This is a genomic window from Streptomyces sp. RG80 (assembly GCF_040446465.1).
In the GTDB taxonomy this organism is placed as follows: domain Bacteria; phylum Actinomycetota; class Actinomycetes; order Streptomycetales; family Streptomycetaceae; genus Streptomyces.
The window spans coordinates 33582-52090 of sequence record NZ_JBEAAJ010000013.1; the positions used below are offsets into that span (position 1 = coordinate 33582).

18 protein-coding genes and 1 pseudogene are annotated in these 18509 nt (G+C 69.0%); 11 read left to right on the plus strand and 8 right to left on the minus strand.

All coding sequences use genetic code 11. The features are described from left to right. Position 1: 1 nt before the first annotated feature. Positions 2-1615 (plus strand): sodium:solute symporter family transporter, encoded by a 1614-nt coding sequence (locus tag ABKA17_RS38100; protein ID WP_353697213.1) that lies wholly within the window; start codon positions 2-4, stop codon positions 1613-1615. A gap of 63 nt (positions 1616-1678) precedes the next feature. Further along, positions 1679-3148, plus strand: coding sequence for an amidase (locus ABKA17_RS38105; protein WP_353696956.1), 1470 nt, complete (start codon positions 1679-1681; stop codon positions 3146-3148). 49 nt (positions 3149-3197) lie between these two features. Here the strand turns inward: ABKA17_RS38105 and ABKA17_RS38110 are convergent. Next, positions 3198-4210 (minus strand): annotated as a pseudogene (locus ABKA17_RS38110) (NADP-dependent oxidoreductase). An 86-nt stretch (positions 4211-4296) separates the two neighbouring features. On the opposite strand from ABKA17_RS38110, the gene ABKA17_RS38115 reads away from it, so the two are divergent. Then, positions 4297-4806, plus strand: a complete 510-nt coding sequence (locus tag ABKA17_RS38115) for a winged helix-turn-helix transcriptional regulator (RefSeq protein WP_353696957.1) — start codon at positions 4297-4299, stop codon at positions 4804-4806. A 16-nt stretch (positions 4807-4822) separates the two neighbouring features. Here ABKA17_RS38115 and ABKA17_RS38120 read toward each other — a convergent pair whose 3' ends face one another. Further along, positions 4823-5650, minus strand: a complete 828-nt coding sequence (locus tag ABKA17_RS38120) for an SDR family oxidoreductase (RefSeq protein WP_353696958.1) — start codon at positions 5648-5650, stop codon at positions 4823-4825. 63 nt (positions 5651-5713) lie between these two features. Between ABKA17_RS38120 and ABKA17_RS38125 the strand changes: the two genes are divergently transcribed. Together ABKA17_RS38125 and ABKA17_RS38130 are read left to right on the plus strand one after the other, a co-directional pair. Then, positions 5714-6940 carry an acyl-CoA dehydrogenase family protein gene (locus ABKA17_RS38125; RefSeq protein ID WP_353696959.1) on the plus strand — a complete coding sequence of 409 codons (1227 nt, stop codon included), beginning with the start codon at positions 5714-5716 and terminating at the stop codon, positions 6938-6940. 64 nt (positions 6941-7004) lie between these two features. Then, positions 7005-7499 (plus strand): MarR family winged helix-turn-helix transcriptional regulator, encoded by a 495-nt coding sequence (locus ABKA17_RS38130; protein WP_353696960.1) that lies wholly within the window; start codon positions 7005-7007, stop codon positions 7497-7499. Between the two features lie 56 nt (positions 7500-7555). Here the strand turns inward: ABKA17_RS38130 and ABKA17_RS38135 are convergent, their stop codons facing one another. Both ABKA17_RS38135 and ABKA17_RS38140 read right to left on the minus strand, forming a co-directional pair. Then, positions 7556-8530: an NmrA family NAD(P)-binding protein gene (locus ABKA17_RS38135; RefSeq protein ID WP_353696961.1), complete on the minus strand. Its 975-nt coding sequence runs from the start codon at positions 8528-8530 to the stop codon at positions 7556-7558. A gap of 64 nt (positions 8531-8594) precedes the next feature. Next, positions 8595-9410, minus strand: coding sequence for an oxidoreductase (locus ABKA17_RS38140; RefSeq protein ID WP_353697214.1), 816 nt, complete (start codon positions 9408-9410; stop codon positions 8595-8597). A 113-nt stretch (positions 9411-9523) separates the two neighbouring features. Between ABKA17_RS38140 and ABKA17_RS38145 the strand changes: the two genes are divergently transcribed. Further along, positions 9524-10069 (plus strand): TetR/AcrR family transcriptional regulator, encoded by a 546-nt coding sequence (locus ABKA17_RS38145; protein WP_353696962.1) that lies wholly within the window; start codon positions 9524-9526, stop codon positions 10067-10069. A 4-nt stretch (positions 10070-10073) separates the two neighbouring features. Here the strand turns inward: ABKA17_RS38145 and ABKA17_RS38150 are convergent, their stop codons facing one another. From ABKA17_RS38150 to ABKA17_RS38165, 4 genes are all read right to left on the minus strand, one after another. Further along, positions 10074-10643 carry a TetR/AcrR family transcriptional regulator gene (locus ABKA17_RS38150; protein ID WP_353696963.1) on the minus strand — a complete coding sequence of 190 codons (570 nt, stop codon included), beginning with the start codon at positions 10641-10643 and terminating at the stop codon, positions 10074-10076. A gap of 202 nt (positions 10644-10845) precedes the next feature. Then, on the minus strand, positions 10846-12144 hold the full coding sequence (locus ABKA17_RS38155) for an SNG1 family protein (protein WP_353696964.1): 1299 nt from the start codon (positions 12142-12144) through the stop codon (positions 10846-10848). After that, positions 12141-13265, minus strand: coding sequence for a 4Fe-4S binding protein (locus ABKA17_RS38160; RefSeq protein ID WP_353696965.1), 1125 nt, complete (start codon positions 13263-13265; stop codon positions 12141-12143). The genes ABKA17_RS38155 and ABKA17_RS38160 overlap by 4 nt, the downstream gene beginning before the upstream one ends. Positions 13266-13569: 304 nt before the next feature. Then, positions 13570-14262 (minus strand): MerR family transcriptional regulator, encoded by a 693-nt coding sequence (locus ABKA17_RS38165; RefSeq protein ID WP_353696966.1) that lies wholly within the window; start codon positions 14260-14262, stop codon positions 13570-13572. Positions 14263-14436: 174 nt separating this feature from the next. Between ABKA17_RS38165 and ABKA17_RS38170 the strand changes: the two genes are divergently transcribed. The 5 genes from ABKA17_RS38170 to ABKA17_RS38190 all read left to right on the plus strand — a co-directional run bounded on the left by ABKA17_RS38170 (position 14437) and on the right by ABKA17_RS38190 (position 18503). Then, positions 14437-15051, plus strand: coding sequence for a DUF6230 family protein (locus ABKA17_RS38170; protein ID WP_353696967.1), 615 nt, complete (start codon positions 14437-14439; stop codon positions 15049-15051). A gap of 48 nt (positions 15052-15099) precedes the next feature. Beyond that, positions 15100-15558, plus strand: a complete 459-nt coding sequence (locus tag ABKA17_RS38175; protein ID WP_353696968.1) for a DUF6114 domain-containing protein — start codon at positions 15100-15102, stop codon at positions 15556-15558. Then, the gene (locus ABKA17_RS38180; RefSeq protein WP_353696969.1) at positions 15551-16780 is read left to right on the plus strand and encodes a hypothetical protein; all 1230 of its coding nucleotides are present in this window, start codon (positions 15551-15553) and stop codon (positions 16778-16780) included. Before ABKA17_RS38175 ends, ABKA17_RS38180 begins: the two co-directional genes overlap by 8 nt. 107 nt (positions 16781-16887) lie before the next feature. Further along, the gene (locus ABKA17_RS38185) at positions 16888-17589 is read left to right on the plus strand and encodes an SDR family oxidoreductase (RefSeq protein WP_353696970.1); all 702 of its coding nucleotides are present in this window, start codon (positions 16888-16890) and stop codon (positions 17587-17589) included. A 35-nt stretch (positions 17590-17624) separates the two neighbouring features. After that, positions 17625-18503 (plus strand): alpha/beta fold hydrolase, encoded by an 879-nt coding sequence (locus ABKA17_RS38190; RefSeq protein ID WP_353696971.1) that lies wholly within the window; start codon positions 17625-17627, stop codon positions 18501-18503. Positions 18504-18509 lie beyond the last annotated feature (6 nt).

Here is an 18509-nt window from a genome sequence, read left to right on the forward strand (position 1 = left end):
CATGGACTTCCTGAGCTCGGGCGTACTCGACCCCATCGGTTCGGACGCGAGACGCCCCGTGATCATCGCCTTTCTCATCTTCATCGGGGTGGCACTGCTGTGGCTCTTCACCCTCGCCACAGCCGAGGAGGAGAATCCGGAGAGGCTCTACGTCGCCAACCGGTCCCTCTCCCCCGTCATCAACGGGTTCGCGATGGCCGGCGAACAGATCTCGGTGGTCACCCTGTTGACGGTCTCCGGCGGTGTCGCCCTGTTCGGCTACGACGGGTTCACGTACGCCCTCGACGGCCTGATCATGCTCGGCGTACTGCTGCTCCTCGCACAGAAGATACGTACCAGCGGTCGCTACACCCTCGGCGACCTCTTCGCACTGCGGGCGTCGGGACCGGGGCCCCGCATCGCGGCGACCGCGGTGACGCTGGCCATCACGATCCCCCTCATCGTGATCCAACTGCGGGTCGCCGGCAGCAGTACGGCCCTCCTGATCGGCATGACGACCGACGGAGCACAGGTGGTGTGCACGATCCTGATGGGCTGCCTCGTCGCCTGCTTCGCCGCCGTAGCGGGGCTGAGAGGCAACAGTTTCATGCACGTCGCCAAGGTGCCGTTGACCCTCGCGGCCCTTGCCGTGCTCACCTTGCTGGCCGTCGGGAAATTCGACTGGGACCCTGGATCTCTGCTCTCGGCGGCCGCGGACAAAAGCATGGCGCCGGACGAATATCTGAAGCCGGGGTTCTGGCCCTACACGGCGAGTTTCGGCTCACTCAACACCTTCGGCAATCACATGGTCTTCATCCTCGGCACGGCCGTGATGCCTCACCAGATCCTCCGGATCAGCGCGTCCCGATCCGGCCGTTCGGCACGGCGATCCATGAGCATCGCCACGGGACTGGTAGGCGCGTTCATTCTCCTGCTGATCACCACCGGCTTCGCATCGGCAGCCGTGGTGGGCGCGTCCGGTATCGGCGCGGTCGACGGCACTGGGCAGTCGTCGCCGATCCAGCTGGCCTCGGAGGTGCTCCAGGACGGTTCGACGGGACGCATCGCGCTCATCACCGTCCTGGCCTGCGTCGTGTTCCTCACTGTCCTCACGACCGTGACCAGCGTGACCTTCGCCGCCGCCGTCGCTCTCACCCATGATGTGTTCGCGCGTGGCAAGCGCCGTCGCACGGAAGCCGGAGAGGTGCGGGCGCTGCGCGTGGCCGCCGTCAGCGTGTGCGCGGTGGGCCTGTCTCTGGCCGCGGCCATCCACCGGTATCCGACTGAATTCCTGGTCGCCTTCTCGATCAGTGTCGCGGCTACGTGCGTCTTCCCCGCGTTGATCTACTCCTTCTTCTGGAGCCGCTTCAACCGTCGAGGACTGCTGTGGTCCGTTCATGGCGGACTGCTGCTCTGCACCGTCCTCACGGTCTTCTCGCCCATCGTCTCGGGAACCGCGTTCGCGCTATGGCCGCAAGCGAGTTTCAACTGGTATCCGTTCCAGACCCCGGGTCTGATTTCCGTTCCTGCGGCGTTCGCCCTGGGTTGGCTGGGCAGCGTCACTTCACCGCGAGAGCCCCAAGTCGATTTCCGGCATGTGCAACTCGAAATCCTGACAGGGCAGCGGGCCGGATGAACTCGCCACTGATCGGCGCCGCCTGAGTTACTCATCCACGCTCAGACAGAAACGAGGCTCTCCGTGCGTGATCTCCCCTTCCAGCCCGCCACGGACCAACTGAATGCGCTGGCCTCGGGGCAGATTTCGAGTGAGGAACTGCTCGAGACCTATCTGCACCGCATCGGCACGCACAACGGAACGCTGAACGCGATCGTCACCCTCGACGTCGAGCGGGCACGGCTCGACGCGAGGGCAGCCGACGCGAAGCGCGAGGCCGGGGCGGAACTCGGCCCGCTCCACGGCCTCCCGATCACGCTGAAGGACAGCTACGAGACCGCCGGGCTGCGCACCGTCTGCGGTCGGACCCACCTCAAGGACTACGTACCCGAGCAGGACGCCGAGGCGGTACGACGGTTGCGGGCCGCGGGCGCTGTGATCATCGGCAAGACCAATCTGCCCGCGGGAAACCAGGACGTCCAAGCGGACAACCCCGTGTTCGGACCGACCCTGAACCCCTGGAACACCGCCCGCACGTCCGGAGGTTCCGCAGGCGGTGGCGCAGTGGCGACAGCCGCCGGCCTCACGGCTTTCGACTTCGGCTCGGAGATCGGCGGGTCCACCCGGATTCCGGCGCACTTCAACGGCCTCTACGGCCACAAGGCGACCTGGCGGTCCATCCCCCTGATCGGACACGTACCGGGCGGACCAGGCATCGGCCGGTGGGCGGAGATCGACCTGGCCTGCGCCGGCGCCCAGGTGCGCGACGCGCGCGACCTGGTCCCGATTCTCCACGCGACGGTAGGACCGCCAGAGCGCGACGGCGGCTTCAGCTACACCCTCGCACCACCCCGAGCGAACGAACTCGGCGCCTTCCGGGTGGCGGTGTGGACCGAGGACCCGTCATGCCCGGTCGACCACGATGTCGTCACCGCGGTGGACGACGCCCTGAGTGTCCTCAAAGCGGCGGGTACGACGGTCGAAGTGCAGCCCATCAGCCTGCCCGTCGACATGACGACCAGTCATGACATGTTCCAGCGCCTGCTCTTCGGCGCCTTCACCTACGACCGGTCCGGACTGACACCGACCGCCACCGCCGCGATCCTCGCGCGTCTGGTCCAGCATCCTCGCGGAGAAGCGCTGGACGCGGTGAGAGGAACCTTCCAGTCCCACTACAGCTGGCTGCAGGCGGACGTCGCACGCCATGAACTCCGGCACCGGTGGGCCGAGTTCTTCCGGGAGTTCGACGTGCTGCTCATGCCCGTGACTCCGACCACGGCGCCACCTCATCACGACAAGCCGATCGACAGGTTCGGCCGCCGGATCCAGGTGGACGGCCGATCGCGGTCCTACTGGGACCAGGTCAAGTGGAGCGCCATCGCCAACGTGGCCGGCTCTCCGGCGACGACCATCCCCGTCCGAAGGGGCCGGGACGGTCTGCCCGTCGGGCTTCAGGCGATGGGGCCGAGCGGCGGTGACCTCACCACGATCAGGTTCGCCGAGCTCCTGGGCCGGGAACTCGAGGGCTACCAGCCCCCGCCGGCCTTCGTTTGACGATCAGCAGTGGCCGGCCGCCTGGCGCACCGCGGTCGGCCCGCACGGTTCACTCGCTGTCGGGCACCATCGAGACCACGACCTTGCCGGCCTTGGCGCGGCCCTGCTCGACGTACGCCATCGCCTCGAGCGTCTGGTCGAAGGGGAAGGTGCTGTCGACGACCGGGCGGAGCTTCCCGCTGTCGTAGAGGGCGCCGAGTTTGCGCAGCTGGAGCCGTCGGCCGCCATGAAGAAGAACTCGTAGCGCACGCCGAGCGCCTTGGCCCGCTTGCGGATCTTGCGGCTGAGGACGCTCATGACCAGGCCCATGACGGCGGGGGCACCGAGCTGCTTGGCGAAAGTGGCGTCGGGCGGGCCGACGACGCTGACGGCGAGGCCGCCGGGCTTCAGCACGGTCAGCGACTTCTCGAGGTTCACCCCGCCGACGGAGTCCAGCACCAGGTCGTAGTCCGAGAGCACCTGCGAGAAGTCTTCCTTGGTGTAGTCGACCACGACGTCGGCGCCGAGGCTCCTGACCAACTCCTCGCTCCTGGCGTTCGCGGTCGTCGCCACCGTGGCTCCGAGGTGCTTGGCGAGCTGGATGACCGTCGACCCGAGGCCCCCGGCACCGGCGTGGACGAGCACCTTCTGGCCCGGCTTCACCTGCGCGCGCTCGACGAGGATCTGCCAGGCGGCCAGGGCCACCAGCGGCACCGCGGCCGCCTCTTGGAGGGTGAGTGAGGCGGGTTTGGGCGCGACATCGTCCACGTCGATCGCGATGAACTCCGCGAAGCCTCCGATCCGCAGGTCGCGCGGCCGGGCGTAGACCTGGTCGCCGACCTCTAGACCGTGTACGGCGGAACCGACCCGCGTCACGACACCGGCCACGTCGTGGCCGAGCACGAACGGGCGCCTGTACTTCAGGAGCTGCTTGAACTCGCCGTCGCGGACCATCTTGTCCAGCGGGTTGATGCCGGCGGCGCTCACTCTGACCAGGACGTCGCGGTCTCCGACAAGGGGCTCGGGTACGTCTGCGGCGCGGGCGCCGTCCTTGCCGTACTTCTCGACGACGAATGCCTTCATGTCGGCCGCCTTTCCACGTCGTGCCGATCATGACGCTACTCGCTGAGTACGTGAAAGTAAACTCAGAAGAGGTTAGAATCACCCCTATGGATGCAACGACCGAAGCCCTGCAGGACACCGGCAGGGACCCCCGCCTCGACCGGGACACGTCGAACTGCTCGATCGCCCGGACCCTTGAGATCGTGGGCGAGAAGTGGACGATCCTGATCCTGCGCGAGGTCTGGTACGGATCGTCCCGCTTCAGCGAGTTCGAACGCGTCCTCGGCTGCCCTCGCAACCTTCTCGCGGCGCGGCTCAAGATGCTCGTGGAGGAAGGGATCCTGGCCACCGAGACCTACAAGGAGCCGGGCTCGCGGAGCCGGCCGAAGTACGTGATCACCCCCAAGGGCATGGATCTCGTCCCGGCCGTGATGGGACTCCTGCAGTGGGGCGACCGCTACCGCGCCGACCCGGAGGGCCCGGCCATGCTGTCCCGGCACCGCGGCTGCGGCGCACACGTCGACGCCCAGATCCGCTGCGACCGGGGCCACGCCGTACAGCCGGAGGACATCGAGAGCATCCCCGGCCCCGCCTTTCGCCTGAAGCCCGCCGAGTGAACCGAGCGCGGCGGCGTCAGGCCGGGTCGACGAATATGTCGAGCGCGAGATCCCCCTCGAAGCCGACAGGACTGTAGACGGACAGGTCCGTGACGCCTTCGTCGAGCAGGACCTCGTCGTCGACGAACAGGTTGCCGGTGCACTTGCGCGCGTCACGCGTGAGGACGGCGTAGGCGGCGTCGGCCATGATCTGCGGGCTGCGGGCCTGTCCGGCGCCGCCGACCACGTTGCGCACGGCGGCGGTGTCGATCAGGGTCCGCGGCCACAGCGAGTTGGCGGCGATGCCGTCGGCGGCGAGTTCCTCGGCGAGCCCGATGGTGCACAGACTCATCCCGTACTTCGACAGCGTGTAGCCGAGATGCCTGCCCACCCAGTGCGGCGCGAGGTTCAACGGCGGCGAGAGGGTGAGGATGTGCGGGTTGTCCGCCGCTCGCAGATGCGGGATCGCGGACTTGCTCAGCAGGAATGTGCCCCGCGTGTTGATGTCCTGCATCAGGTCGTACCGCTTCATCTCCAGCTGCTCCGACGACGACAGGTCGATCGCGCTCGCGTTGTTCACCACGATGTCGACTCCACCGAAGGCACTGACCGCGGCGTTGACGGCGGTGCGCACGTCGTCCTCGTTGCGGACGTCACCGACGACGGCCAGCCCCTTGCCCCCGGCGCGCTCGACCTCGTCGACCGCGGTGTGGACCGTGCCTTCGAGCTTCGGGTGCGGTACGGCGGTCTTGGCGAGCATCACCACGTTCGCCCCGTCCCGGGCCGCGCGCAGGGCGATGGCGAGGCCGATGCCTCGGCTGCCTCCCGACATCAGGACGGTCTTGCCGGCCAGCGTTCGCGTCATGGTCGAACCTCCAAAATCGATTGAGGAACTAATCATATGCGGTACGAATGATATCGTCCACGTATGACTTCCACTCCCGTACGCCAGAGCGACCGCCTCTACCACGAGCTCCTCGCCCCCGAAGAGACCCAGTCCGTACGCGCCGCCGTGCGCCGGATCGCCGAGCAGGAAGTGGCCCCGCACGCCGCCGCGATCGCGAACGGCGACGAACGCACGGACGGCTTCCCCCGGAAGGTGTTCGACGCGCTCGCATCGGCCGGGGTCCTCCGGATCCCCTTCCCCGCCGAGGTCGGCGGTGACGGTCTGACCCACCCGGCGACGGCCACCGCCGCGGCGATCGAGGAACTCGCCTACTGCTCCAGCAGCGTCGCGGCCGTCTTCGACGTGCACTGCATCCTGGCGGGCAACGCCCTGCGGCAGGGCACCGAGGAGCAGCAGCAACGATGGCTGCGCAAGGTCGCGGAGGGCTCGGTGGTCGGCGCGTTCGCCACCACCGAGCCGGACGCCTCCAGCGACCTGTCTCCGCAGGCCGTTCGGACCGAGGCCGTACGCACCGAGACCGGCTGGGTGCTGAACGGCCACAAGCGGTGGATCTCCAACTCCCCCGTGGCCGGGTTCGTGGTGGTGCTCGCCCGCACCGGCGAGCGGCTGAGCATGTTCATCGTCGACACGGCACTTCCGGGCGTCCAAGTCGGCCTCGCCGACCGCAAGATGGGCAACCGCGGCCAGCTCACGGCGGACATCCATTTCACGGACGTACACCTCTCCGACGACGACCTCCTCGGCGGCACCGAGGGACACGGACTGCGCCACGCGCTGTCCACGCTGACCTACGGCCGGATCGGCATCGCGGCCGCCGGGGTCGGCATGGCACAGGCCGCCTTCGACCACACCGTGGCCCACCTGTCGACACGACACGCCTTCGGCAGGCCGGTCGCCGCCAACCAGCACTGGCAGTTCCTGCTCGCCGAGCGGGCCACCGAGATCGACAACGCCCGCACCCTCGTCACCAAGGCCGCCCTGCGCCTGGACGCCGGCAACCCGTCCCCGGAGCCCGAGGCCGCGATGGCGAAGTACTACGCCACCAAGCTGTCGGTGGACATGGCGCGCGACGCCGTCCAGGCCTTCGGAGGCCTCGGCTTCGCACGCGAACTGGGCGCCGACGGCAGCCCCGGCCCCGTCGAGGCGATCTACCGGGACAGCAAGATCGGCGAGATATACGAGGGGACCAACGAGATCCAGAAGTGGGTCATCGCCCGGCAGATCTTCGGCCGGACCATCGTCGGCTGACGGCCCCGCACTCTCGTACGATGGCCCGGACGATACGTAGGGCCAACCATAGGCGGGATGAACGATGTCCGAGGCTCCGCTGGTACCGGGGACAGTGGCCGAACACACCATCTGCCTGCTGGTCAAGCTCGGGCAGGTGGCGTTCAGGATCGCCGAGGACGGCATCAGCGGTACCGGTCTGCGCGTGCGCCACTACAGCGTCCTGCAGGCCTTGGCCGACAACGGGGCCATGCCGCAGCTGGCGCTCGGCTCGTTCCTGCGCATCGACCCGGCGACGATGGTGACGAGCCTCGACGACCTGGAGCGGGCCGGGTACGCCGAGCGGACCCGCGATCCGCAGGACCGACGTCGGTACGCCGTCGACATCACCGACGACGGGCGCAAGGTTCTGGCCGACCTCAACCGCACACTCGGCGGTCTCGACGGCGACATCCTCGCCGACCTGGGCGCCACGGAACAGCAGTCGCTGCACGCCCTGCTGGGCAGCCTCGCCGAGAGTCCCGCTCTCACCTCCATGTTCGACGGTGTCAGAGAGCAGAGCGGCACCAAGAGGGCTTAGCTCGAAGTCGGTTGCCTGGAGGCATGGTTGCGCTCCAGGCAACCTGGATCAGCGACTCAGGAAGCGGCCAGTTTCTGGAGGCGCGGGTGGTTCTCCAGTGCCCAGCGGACGGTCTTCGCCGGGCGTCCGAGCAGCGTCTCCAACTCGTCGGTGAGGCCGCCGTATCCTCCGCGGCCGATGATCCGGTTCAGGGTCTTCAGGTGCTCCGCGATGTGCGGGTACGCGGACATGTGGGTGTCCACGTAGGTCTCGTTCCAGGTCTCGATGTCTTCGGGAACATACGTGACCGGGCTTCCCAGCACGGCCGCGAAGTCCTGCGCGAACCCGTGCCCGTCCTTCATCTCCGGGCCGGTGAGCGCGTAGGACTTCGAGAGGTGCGGTGCCGGGTCGGCCAGGATCTTCGCGATCACCTCAGCGACGTCGTAACCGGCGATGGGTGCGAAGCGGTGGTCACCGAAGGGCAGGCGCAGCTCACCGTCGGCCAGTGAGCCGAGGGCCAGCCAGGTCATGATGGGGTTCTCGACGAAGAAGGCCGCCCGGATGTTGACGGTCGGGACGCCGGACCACTCCAGCACCTGCTCGGCGACCCAGTGGGCCCGCTGCTGCGGCGACCAGTCGGTGACGATTCCGCCGAGCCGCTCGCGCCGCTCGTCCTCCGGCGCGGTCATGTCGTCGAAGGTCATGAACGACTGCTCGTACTCCGAGATGTTGACGAACACCTCGATGTCGCCCTGGGCCCGCGCCGCCGCGGCCATCAGGCTGACGGCGTCGGTGTAGTACGGCGACAGGCCCATGCTGAAGTAGATGCGCCGGACGCCCTTCAGCGCGGCGGTCACGTCGGCGATGGTGAGCAGGTCACCGACGAAGACCTCGGCGCCGGCCTGGCGGAGCGACTGGGCGCGTTCGTCGTCCTGTCGTACGAACGCGCGCACGGGGTGCCCTTGTTCGAGCAGCATGTCGACCAACGTCCGGCTCACACCACCGATCTCGCCGGCGGCACCGGTGATCAGGATGGGAGTGCGCTCTGTCATCAAGGTGTCCTCTGTCTGGTTGTGGTGGGGGAGGCTGATCGGAGAGCCAGGCAGCGCCTGGGCGTCAGCCGGCGAGCTGGTTCATCTTGCGGATCTGCTTGTCGAAGACCCCGGCGGGAGCGAGGCGGCGCAGTACGCGTGCGCGTCCGGCCAGGGGCCCGGCGGTGTAGCGCGGCTTCGGCTTCGTGTCGGTGGCCGCCGCGACGATCGCCTGGGCGACGACGGCGGGCGCGTCGCCGTCCCTGACCGCCTGCGCCATCACACGGTCGACGGTCTGCCGCTGCTTCGCGTACGCGTGCAGGGGGGTGTCGGGCTTCGCGCTGTTGGCCTCGAACCCGGTCCTGGTGTAGGCGGGTTGGACGATGAGCGCCCGGACGCCATGGTCACGGACCTCGTGGTCCAGGGACTCGGTGTAGCCCTCGATCGCATGCTTGGAGGCAGCGTAGGCGGCCATGTACGGCTGGGGCATGAACCCGAGCACGGACGAGATGTTGATGATGCGCCCGCGTCGCTGGGCGCGCATGTGCGGCAGGACTTCGTTCACCATGCGCATGACCCCGAAGACGTTGGTGTCGAAGACGGCCCGGGCCTGCTCGAGGGAGGTCTCCTCCGCGGCGCCCAGGGAGCCGACGCCGGCGTTGTTGACCAGGACGTCGATCCGCCCGAACCGCTCGCTCACCTCCTGGACCGCCGCGGCGACCGAGGCGTCATCGGCCACGTCGAGGTCCACGAACGTCACGCCGTCGAGCGGGGTGACGCGTGAGGTGTCCCGGCTCGTGCCGACCACTTCGAAACCCGCCGCCACCAGCGCGAGCGCGGTTTCCTTCCCGATGCCGGATGACGCACCCGTCACAAGTGCCACCGGCCGACCTGTCGTCATCATGACTCCCGCGCTCCTTGAAAAACCGATCGGTTTCCGTCACTGTAAACCGATCGGTTTCCACGCGCAAGCCGAGCCGAGCGGAGCCGAGTTCAGACAGGAAGCAGGGCGACATGGACAGGGTCAGCACGCAGGAGAGGCGCGAGAGCGTCATCCGTGCGGCGATCGCCGAGTTCGCGATCACCGGTTACGACGGCACCACCACCGCGGCGATCGCCAGGCGGGTCGGCGTCACCCAGCCGTATCTCTTCCGGCTCTTCCCGGACAAGCAGGCGATCTTCGTCGCCGCCCTGGCGCGGAGCGCGGAAGACACCCGGCTGGCGTTCGAGGAGGCCGTCGACGGGGCGGAAAGCGGCGAGGGGGCCCTTCAGGCGATGACGGACGCGTACACCCGGCTCATCTCGACGCGCCCCGAAACGCTCCTGATGCAGTTGCAGGGCTACGTCACCGTGGCGGCCGCCGAGGCGCGGGGCGACGGCCTGATCGGCGAGGTCGTCCGGGCCGGCTGGATGGGGATCTGGGAGACCGTGCACCTGTCGCTGGGTGCCGATGCCGGCCGTACCGCAGACTTCTTCGCCTGCGGCATGCTCGGCAACACGCTTGCCGCCATGGGGGTTGCCCAGGAGGCCGGGCGGCGGGGCGGCGTTCGGGAGGGGTGATGCGTCAGCGCACGCCCGCCGCGTCGAGCAGGGTGGTCACCGTGGGCGCGATGAGATCCGTCAGCTTGTCCGCTCCGATACCCGCACGGGCGCTGCCGCCGTCGAAGACCAGGCTGAGCTGCCGGGCCAGCAGGGAGGGATCGCTCGCCCCGCCCCGTTCGGCCTCGGCGCGGAAGAAGCCGGTCAGGTTCTCCTTGACCGCGCGGGCGACCTGGCTCGCGGGGTGACTCTGGTCCTTGAGCTCGATCTGCGCGGCCAGGAAGGGGCAGCCGTGGAACTCAGGCCCGGCCGCCTGCGCTTCGACCTGCTCGAAGACGTGGAGGATCCGCTGCCGGGGCGAGCGGTTGTCGTCCGCCGCGGGCAGCAGCGCCGCCACGTACACGGACGTGCGCCGCTCGAGGCTCGCCGCGAGCAGCGCGTCCTTGCTCTCGAACAGCTGGTACATGGAGCGCTTCGACACCCCCGCCGCCTTGCAGAGCGCCTCGACGCCGATGCAGACGCCGTCGCGGTAGGTGAGTGTGGCCGCCGCTTCCAGCAGCCGCTCCCTGGGGCTTTGTTTCACTTCGGTGGTCATACCGCGAGGTTAACCCAGGGAGAGACAAAAGAAAACCGATCGGTTTCCATGGTGGCGTCCGTGAGATGGCTCGGCGACGGCCCGGGGGAAAGGCCGTCGCCGAGCCCTGATGGTGTGCGCGCCTGTCGTCCCCGGCAGGGCGACACACACCGGGGCCACTCCGAGCAATGGCCCCGCCCTGGGTGATGGAGGACGTCCTCCGCTATGCCGGGGCTGCCGTCTTCTCGGGCGCCGTCTCCACCGGGATACGGTGCAGCCCCTTGCGGTCGTACCACCCCAGTACGCCGAAGCCGAACAGTGCCGCGGCCACGAGGCCGGCCGCCATCATGACCCAGCCCCGGGTCAGACCCGCGTCGCCCTGGGCGTCGTAGTAGAGGATCGAGCGGATGCCACCGGTGATCTGCCGCAGCGGCTCGAACTCCGCGAGGAAGCGATAGAAGCCGGGCAGCGCCTCGATGGGGGTGGTGGCCCCGGACGTCGGCACCGCCATCCCGATGAAGACCAGTGTGACCACCAGCATGCCGGGCGTGCCGAAGACCACCAGGAGGCTGAGGGCTCCGATGCCGGCGACCGCGATGGCGCACACCGAGTACAGCCACAGCAGCGGCAGATGGGCGGCGTCCATGCCCATGAGGCCGACCGCGCCCGCCATGACCAGGGTGCCCATCAGCAGGGACAGGCCGGCCATGAGGGTGCTGCTGATGGCGAGCGTCTGCACCCGGGTCGCCCGGATCAGGGGGCGGTGCAGGCGCAGTGGGCCCATGTCGTTGTGGGTGTAGCCGAGGGCGTGGTCGACCTGGCCGTTGATGACGTTGGCGGAGAGCATGCCGACGACCACGAGGGTGAGGGCGTAGTAGAACGCCGTGAGGCCCAGGCCGCTGTGCGAGTCGAGGGGATGGCCGTCCTCGACGGTGACGGCGGCCGGGTCGGCGAGCAGGACGCGTGCCGCGGCGGGCAGTTTCTCCTGCGCGGTTCCGATCCGGGCGGTCAGTTCCTTGCCCACCTGGAGCGAGGCGTTCGCGGCCGCCTGCGTCGTCGCCGTCCGGGCCAGGCTTGAACCCACGCTGCCGGCGGACTGGTTGGTGAGCACCGTCAGCGTCGGACGGGCCGGGGCCCCGGTGGCCGTGGGGCCGGTCAGCGCGACGGTCGAGGAGGTGAAGTCGGCGGGGATCACGAGGGCGCCGAACAGCTTGCCCTTGCCGAGTTCCTCCTTCATCTCCTTCTCGTCCATCAGCTTCCAGTCGATCTTGTCCCCGCTCGCGGTCGACTTCGTGATCGACTCGGTGATCCGCGCCCCCTGGTTGACCTGCTGGCCGCCGACGGTGGCGCCCTTGTCCGCGTTGACCAGGCCGACGGGCAGCTTGGTCATGTGATCGACCGGATCGATGTTGGCGCCGACGTAGAACACGGTGAACAGCAGCGCGAGTACGCCTGTGATGACGCCGTTGGCGATCCACAGAGGTTTGGCGCGCAGGACGCGGAAGGGGTGGATGCCGCTCATGAGGCGTGTTTCTCTCGATCGGTGGATGTGGAGCGTTTCGCCGGGGGCTGCCAGCCTCCGGTGACTTCCTTGACGGGTTTGTGGGGGAAGCGGCGCCGGGCGTACTCCTGTGCGTGCGAGCCCGGCAGGACGTACAGGGTCTCCTTCTTGTCCTGGAGCGGTCGCAGCACCGTGTCCATGAACGACTTGCGGTCGTCCAGGTAGGGGCCCAGGACGTCCTCGCCGGCGGGGCAGACGGCAACGCAGTAGCCGGACTTGTAGCCCGGGGGTGAGCTCAGGCTCTGCCACATGGAGGCGCTCTCGGAGTCGGTGACCCGGGAGCGGTAGTCGGCGGCGTCCTCGCTGTCGGCCACGGTCTGCGCCCAGTCGGTGAACCCGCTCATGAACTCGCGGTAGTTGTGGGTGGTGCAGGCCAGACCGTCGAAGTCGCCGTCCTTGCCGATGGCTCCGACCGGGCAGGCGGCGACGCACAACTTGCAGTCGATACAGGGGTTGTAGTCCAGCGCCTGCCCGTACTCGCTCACCTCCGCGTCCACCAGCACGGTGACCAGCAGGATGAAACTGCCGAACTTCGGGTGGATGACGTTGCGGTGCAGGCCCATCACGCCGAGCCCGGCGGCCACCGCGACCGTCTTGTGCGCCACCACCCAGATCCGCTCGCTGGGGAAGCGGTCCATCTCCTGGGGGAAGCCGACCGACGGATTGAGCGCGCGGTAACCGGCGTCCTGGAGCGCCCGGGTGACGGTGCGGGCGGCGTGGTTGGCCTGTTCGTCGGTCTGATGGAACTCCTGGTTGGCCACGCTGCGGGCCGGGGAACGGCAGTTGTCGCGGTTCATCCGGACCGCCATCGCGATCAGGGTGCGGGTGCCGGGCAGCGCCGACTGCGCGTACTGGCGCTCGCCGGCCAGGTCGGGGTGGTCCAGACTCACCGCGGCCGCGTCGTCCGCACCGGCCGCCAGACACAGCTCGCGCAGCCAGGCCGCGTCGATTACCGCCGGTGGCCGTGGAGCGTCATCGGCTCCGCGCCGGGCGAGTACGGCCTGAACCGACGGGTGGGCGGCCAGCTTCGCCGGAAGCCGGGGACTCGACGGTGGCCCCTCGGCGTCGCGCGCGGCAGTCATCCGTGCTCCTAAGACTCGGGTCCGGAGACTCGCCCGCCTGCACGGCGAGAAACCGATCAGTTTCAACACCGTAAACCGATCGGTTTCCACATGCAAGCCCGAGTTGGGGGCCCGGGCTTGAGCTGCCGACCCGAGTCACAGGCCCGAACCAGAGGCCCGAACCACAGGCCCGACTCGCCGCCCCAAGTCGCCGACCCAAGCCGCGGACCACCCGCCACCTCGGCACCCCCGCCACCTCGGCGCGCCGCCGCTCAGGAGACACGGGGCCACAAGCCCCGCAACCGGCGCCCCGCCGGGGGCTCGCTCACTCCCCCGACCGCTCCCCCCGCCCGCAAGCCCGGCGACCATGCCGACGATGGTTCGCGTCCTCCTGGGCCAGGCGTCGCAGAAGCCTCACGACCGGCTCGAACAGCACGGTGAGGACCACCGCCCGCTCGGCGAGGGCGATGCGGTCCTCGATCCCGTCGAACTGCGCGAAGTCCAGATCCGCGGTGGCGGTGGCGAGCCGTGCGTAGGGGATGAGGTCGTCCGCCGTGTAGTCGGTACCGAGGCGGCTCAGCGCCGCGAGGCTCTCGGCGAGTGCCGGGCGGTGCGGTGAGCCGTCGGAGATCTGCCAGCCCATGTCCTCGATGAGCGCCTCGACCCTCGCGGCGGCTCCGCCGGGCACCTCCTCGTCGGCGGCGCCCTCCGGTCCCCCGCCACCGCTCCCGTCCGTCTCGGCGGAGGGGACGGGCAGGGCGTGATGGACCACACCCAGGGTCTCGAACGCGTCCAGCGGACGGTCGACGCCTTCGAGCACCTCACGGGTGCGGGCGACGGACAGCCCTCCGAGCTGGATGAGGGAACGGATCAGACGGAGCCGCTGGAGGTGCTCCTCGTCGTACTCGACCGTGGTCGGGTTGAGCGCACGTCCCTCGGGGAGCAACCCCTCCCGTCGGTAGTACTTGATGGTCGCCATCGGCACCCCGGACCGCCGGCTGAGCTCTGAAATCCTCATGCGCTCCCTCACGCTCAACTGTCCCTCCAGTATCGCGTTACCGGGGGTTGCCCACCGAGCTCGATAGTGCCACTATCAGGCCCTCGATAGTGGCACTATCGAGCTCTTTCCGGTGTGCCCTCTTTGCGCACCCGGGCCTCTTATCCCGTACGTCTCGACAACGGAGGGCCACGTATGTCCCAGCGAATCGGCAAGACCCACTGGAAGCGTTTCGCCATCGGTGCGGTGCCGACGGTGGCCGCCACGGCGGCCGTCGCCGTCTCCATGGCCCAGGGCGCGCTGGCCGCTTCGTTCAGCATCTCCGGCTCCGACTTCAAGGTCTCGGCCGGCTCCCTGAGCGGCACCGGATTCGCCAACTACGCCACGGTGGACGTCGCCAAGAACGGAAAGCGCATACCCGTCTCCGTCTCGGCTCTCGACAACGCGAAGATCACCGACATGTGCCAGTCCGTGCCGGTGGACATTCCCGTACTCGGGACCTACACGATGACGCTCAAGGCCGGCGGTTCGGGGACGCCGGTCAAGGCCAAGAACCTGTTCATCGACATGACGGACCTCCAGGCCAAGAAGGGCACCTTCAACAACGTCGACATCGGCGTCGCCACCGGTTCCATCACCAAGGGGCATGTGAACCCCAAGGACCGCGTCGATCCCGACAACTACGCCCAGCAGGCGGACTCGATCGAGATCCTCGACGCCCACCAGCGGGTCTGGGCCACCTCCGCCGGGACGTTCGAACTGTCGGGCCTGCACATGAACATCGCGGCCGGCCGCCACGACTGTTTCTGACCCTCGCTCCCTTTGCCCCTTACCCGTTCACGATCCGGGAGCTTCCCCATGACGAGTGCCGGCGCATCCGCGCACCCCCACAGTGACAGCGGCTTCGCCAGCGCTCGCCAGGCTTTCCGGGCCTGGCGGCGCACCCGCCCCTTCTGGGCGGGCGTACTGGTGCTCCTCGCTGCCGCGCCGATCATCTACTTCCCGTACTTCAACGTCTCCCTGGGCGCCCTGTCCGTGGCGATGTCCACCACCGCGGGAGCGGGCTCGCTGATCATCGGTCTGACGCTGATCGTCCTCGGCGGGCTCCTCTGGTTCCAGCCGATCATCAGGTTCTTCGCCGGATGCGTCGCCGTCTTCCTCGGTGTGCTGTCGCTCCCCATCTCCAACTTCGGCGGATTCTTCGCCGGCACCCTGCTCGCGGCCACGGGTGGACTCCTCGCGCTGGCGTGGGGCCCGGTGGAGGCGGACGCACCCGGCGACGCCGTCGGCCCGGAGGGAGAGCCGGGCAATGACTGACCCGTCACCCCACCTCGGCGACGAGCCCGTCGAACCCCGTTCGGCCCGGCCTCCGAGAGGCCGCCACGCCGTTGCTCGTACGTCCGCGCTGACCCGCCTGCGTCTGCCGCTCGGGAAGGCTCTCGTACTGACCGCCCTGCCGACCGCCCTCGTCCTGGGAAGTCAGCGCCCGCCGGCCGTCGACACGAGTGCCACCACGGCGCAGTCCGTCCCCGAGGAGGCGGCGGACGACGGGGTCGACTGCGCCCGTTCCGACGACCCGTCGCCGGCCTCTGCCGCGACGCCGAGTCCCTCCACCGCTCCCAGCACGCCCAGTACACCCCGTGCACCCGGTACACCCCGTGTGCCTACGAGCGACGCGTCCGTCGATTCGGTGGAGCACACGGTCGACGACGAGGAAACGAGCCCCACCCCGGCCCCTCCGACCGCATCACCGAGCCCGCCCTCCGCCCCCACCGGTCTCGGGGGACTCCTCGACCCCCTCTTCCCCCTCCTCGGCGGCGACACCGACACCGAGCAGCAGAGTCCAGCGCCCGAAGCGTCGCCCTCACCGACCTCGGCCGCTCCGACGCCCACACCCACGGAACCCTCGGACCCGCCACCAGCCATTCCCCACGCATCCCCCTCCCCCGGCCAACGGACCACCGACCCAGCACCCCGACCGCGACCCACGCAGTCCCCCCGCGAAACCCGCGAAACCGACCGCACCTGCGACATCAGCGATCTCGCGGCCCCCGAGGACAAGAGCGCCGGCCGATTCGCCGCCGAGTCCTGGAACATGAAGGGGAGCCGCCTCGAACTGCGCGATGTCGTCTTCGGTGGCGTGGTGACCGTGGACACGGCCGCCGGACCCAAGCGGGTGCTCAGGTTCTCCGCAGCGGGTGTCAGGATCCGCGACCTGGAGATGGCCGTACCCGTCGGCCCGCAGATCCAGCACATCGACGGAAGGTCCGGCTCGACGTCCACGCTGCAGGGCGGGCGTATCACCATGTACGTCGAGAGCCTGACGGGCACCCTCTCCGGCGCCGAGGGGATTCCCCTGCCTCCCGTCCTCCGCCTCCATCTGACGCCTGACACCGTTCCGGAGTGGCTCTACGACACTGTCGGGAAACTCGGCCTGAAGCTCCAACTCAGCCTGAACGACGCCGACATCGACCAGGCCGGACAGACAGGTGGAGCCCTCGTCATCCCGGGGATCCACGGATACGGAACGCCACGCTGAAGCCTCCCCCGCACACCTGCTTCCTCCCATGAGCTTGCGCTTGGAAACCGACCGGTTTACTGTGATGGAAACCGATCGGTTTCCAAGTGATTCCTGTGGAGGCAGTCATGACCGCATTGAAGGGCGCAAACGTCTTCGTCACCGGTGGCAGCCGGGGCATCGGCAAGGCGCTGGTGGAAGAGCTGTACGGGCGCGGAGCCGCCAAGGTCTACGCCACGGCACGCGACCCGCGCAGCGTGACGCACCCCGACGCGGTCCCGGTGGCGCTGGAGGTCACCGACCCGGCTTCTGTGGCGGCGGCCGCCGCACAGGCGCAGGATGTCACCGTGCTGATCAACAACGCCGGTGCCTCGGTCGGCGCCTCCTTCCTCGACTCCCCGGTCGACGACGTACGCAAGGAGTTCGAGACCAACTTCTACGGCCCGCTGCTGCTCACCCGAGCCTTCGTGCCGATCATCGAGGCCAACGGCGGCGGTCACATCCTCAACGTGCACTCCGTGCTCTCCTGGCTGGCCCTCGGCGGCTCCTACAGCGCATCCAAGGCCGCCCTGTGGTCGCAGTCCAACTCCCTGCGCCTGGAGCTCCAGCCGCGCGGCATCTCCGTCACCGGACTGCACGTCGCATACGTCGACACGGACCTGGCGGCGGGCGTCGAGGCACCCAAGTCCAGCCCCCGTGACGTCGCCGCCCTCGCCCTCGACGGGATCGAGACGGGCGCGTACGAGGTGCTCGCCGACGACATCACCCGGCACGTCAAGGCGGGCCTCGCCGGCGACCTGGCCGGACTGTACGAGCAGTTGGCCAAGTGACACCGAGACGACGAGACAAGAAAGGGAGACGCGAGATGCCCAGCCAGGAGTCACGTCCCACGATTCACATCCCGGGGACCACCACCCACACCATCGCCCCGCGCGCAGGACGTGACGGCCGCGAGGGAACCCTGCGCTACCTCAAGGCGGGCAGCGGCGCCCCGCTGGTCCTGCTGCACACCGTGCGCACCCAGGCCGAGCACTACCGCCTCCTCATCCCGCTGATCGCGGAGCGGTACACCGTGTACGCCCTCGACCTGCCGGGCATGGGCTACTCCGAGATCGTGCCCGGCGCGTCCTACGACGAGCCCGCCATGCGCGCCGGGGTCGAGCGGCTCCTCACCGAACTCGACCTGCACGACGTGACGTTGGTCGGCGAGTCCATGGGCGCGGTGCTCGCCCTGACCACGGCGGCCGACCTCCCGGAGCGGGTCCGGCGTGTCGTCGCGGTCAACGCCTACGACTTCCCGGGCGGGATCGCCCGCTCCAGCCTCCTCGCCCGCGTGGTGGTCAGCGGTGTCCTCGCCCCCGGAGTGGGCCCGGTGATCGCCGGTGTGGAGCCCAAGCCCGCGCTCACCAAGATCCTTCAGGGCGGCCTGGGCGACAAGAGCGCGCTGCGGGCCGACTACGTGGACGAGCTGCTCCAGGTGGGCAAGCGCCCCGGCTACCCGACCGTCGCCCGCAGCGTGTACCAGGCCCTGCCCAGCCTCATCGCGGCCCGCTCCCGCTACCCCGAGGTCAAGGCTCCCATCCACCTCGTCTACGGCGAGCACGACTGGTCCCGGGTCTCGGACCGGGCGGCCAACAAGCGGCTGCTGCCCGCCGCCGACTTCACCCAGGTGTCGAAGGCCGGCCACTTCATCGCCCTGGAACGGCCCGACGTACTGGCCGACCTGCTGAACTCGGTGGCGTGACACCGG

Coding starts and splice junctions, on each gene's coding strand:
- ABKA17_RS38100 (WP_353697213.1), top strand. CDS start 2: ATGGACTTCCTGAGCTCGGGCGTACTCGACCCCATCGGTTCGGACGCG.
- ABKA17_RS38115 (WP_353696957.1), top strand. CDS start 4,297: ATGGATGCAACGACCGAAGCCCTGCAGGACACCGGCAGGGACCCCCGC.
- ABKA17_RS38120 (WP_353696958.1), bottom strand. CDS start 5,650: ATGACGCGAACGCTGGCCGGCAAGACCGTCCTGATGTCGGGAGGCAGC.
- ABKA17_RS38125 (WP_353696959.1), top strand. CDS start 5,714: ATGACTTCCACTCCCGTACGCCAGAGCGACCGCCTCTACCACGAGCTC.
- ABKA17_RS38130 (WP_353696960.1), top strand. CDS start 7,005: ATGTCCGAGGCTCCGCTGGTACCGGGGACAGTGGCCGAACACACCATC.
- ABKA17_RS38135 (WP_353696961.1), bottom strand. CDS start 8,530: ATGACAGAGCGCACTCCCATCCTGATCACCGGTGCCGCCGGCGAGATC.
- ABKA17_RS38140 (WP_353697214.1), bottom strand. CDS start 9,410: ATGACGACAGGTCGGCCGGTGGCACTTGTGACGGGTGCGTCATCCGGC.
- ABKA17_RS38145 (WP_353696962.1), top strand. CDS start 9,524: ATGGACAGGGTCAGCACGCAGGAGAGGCGCGAGAGCGTCATCCGTGCG.
- ABKA17_RS38150 (WP_353696963.1), bottom strand. CDS start 10,643: ATGACCACCGAAGTGAAACAAAGCCCCAGGGAGCGGCTGCTGGAAGCG.
- ABKA17_RS38155 (WP_353696964.1), bottom strand. CDS start 12,144: ATGAGCGGCATCCACCCCTTCCGCGTCCTGCGCGCCAAACCTCTGTGG.
- ABKA17_RS38160 (WP_353696965.1), bottom strand. CDS start 13,265: ATGACTGCCGCGCGCGACGCCGAGGGGCCACCGTCGAGTCCCCGGCTT.
- ABKA17_RS38165 (WP_353696966.1), bottom strand. CDS start 14,262: ATGAGGATTTCAGAGCTCAGCCGGCGGTCCGGGGTGCCGATGGCGACC.
- ABKA17_RS38170 (WP_353696967.1), top strand. CDS start 14,437: ATGTCCCAGCGAATCGGCAAGACCCACTGGAAGCGTTTCGCCATCGGT.
- ABKA17_RS38175 (WP_353696968.1), top strand. CDS start 15,100: ATGACGAGTGCCGGCGCATCCGCGCACCCCCACAGTGACAGCGGCTTC.
- ABKA17_RS38180 (WP_353696969.1), top strand. CDS start 15,551: ATGACTGACCCGTCACCCCACCTCGGCGACGAGCCCGTCGAACCCCGT.
- ABKA17_RS38185 (WP_353696970.1), top strand. CDS start 16,888: ATGACCGCATTGAAGGGCGCAAACGTCTTCGTCACCGGTGGCAGCCGG.
- ABKA17_RS38190 (WP_353696971.1), top strand. CDS start 17,625: ATGCCCAGCCAGGAGTCACGTCCCACGATTCACATCCCGGGGACCACC.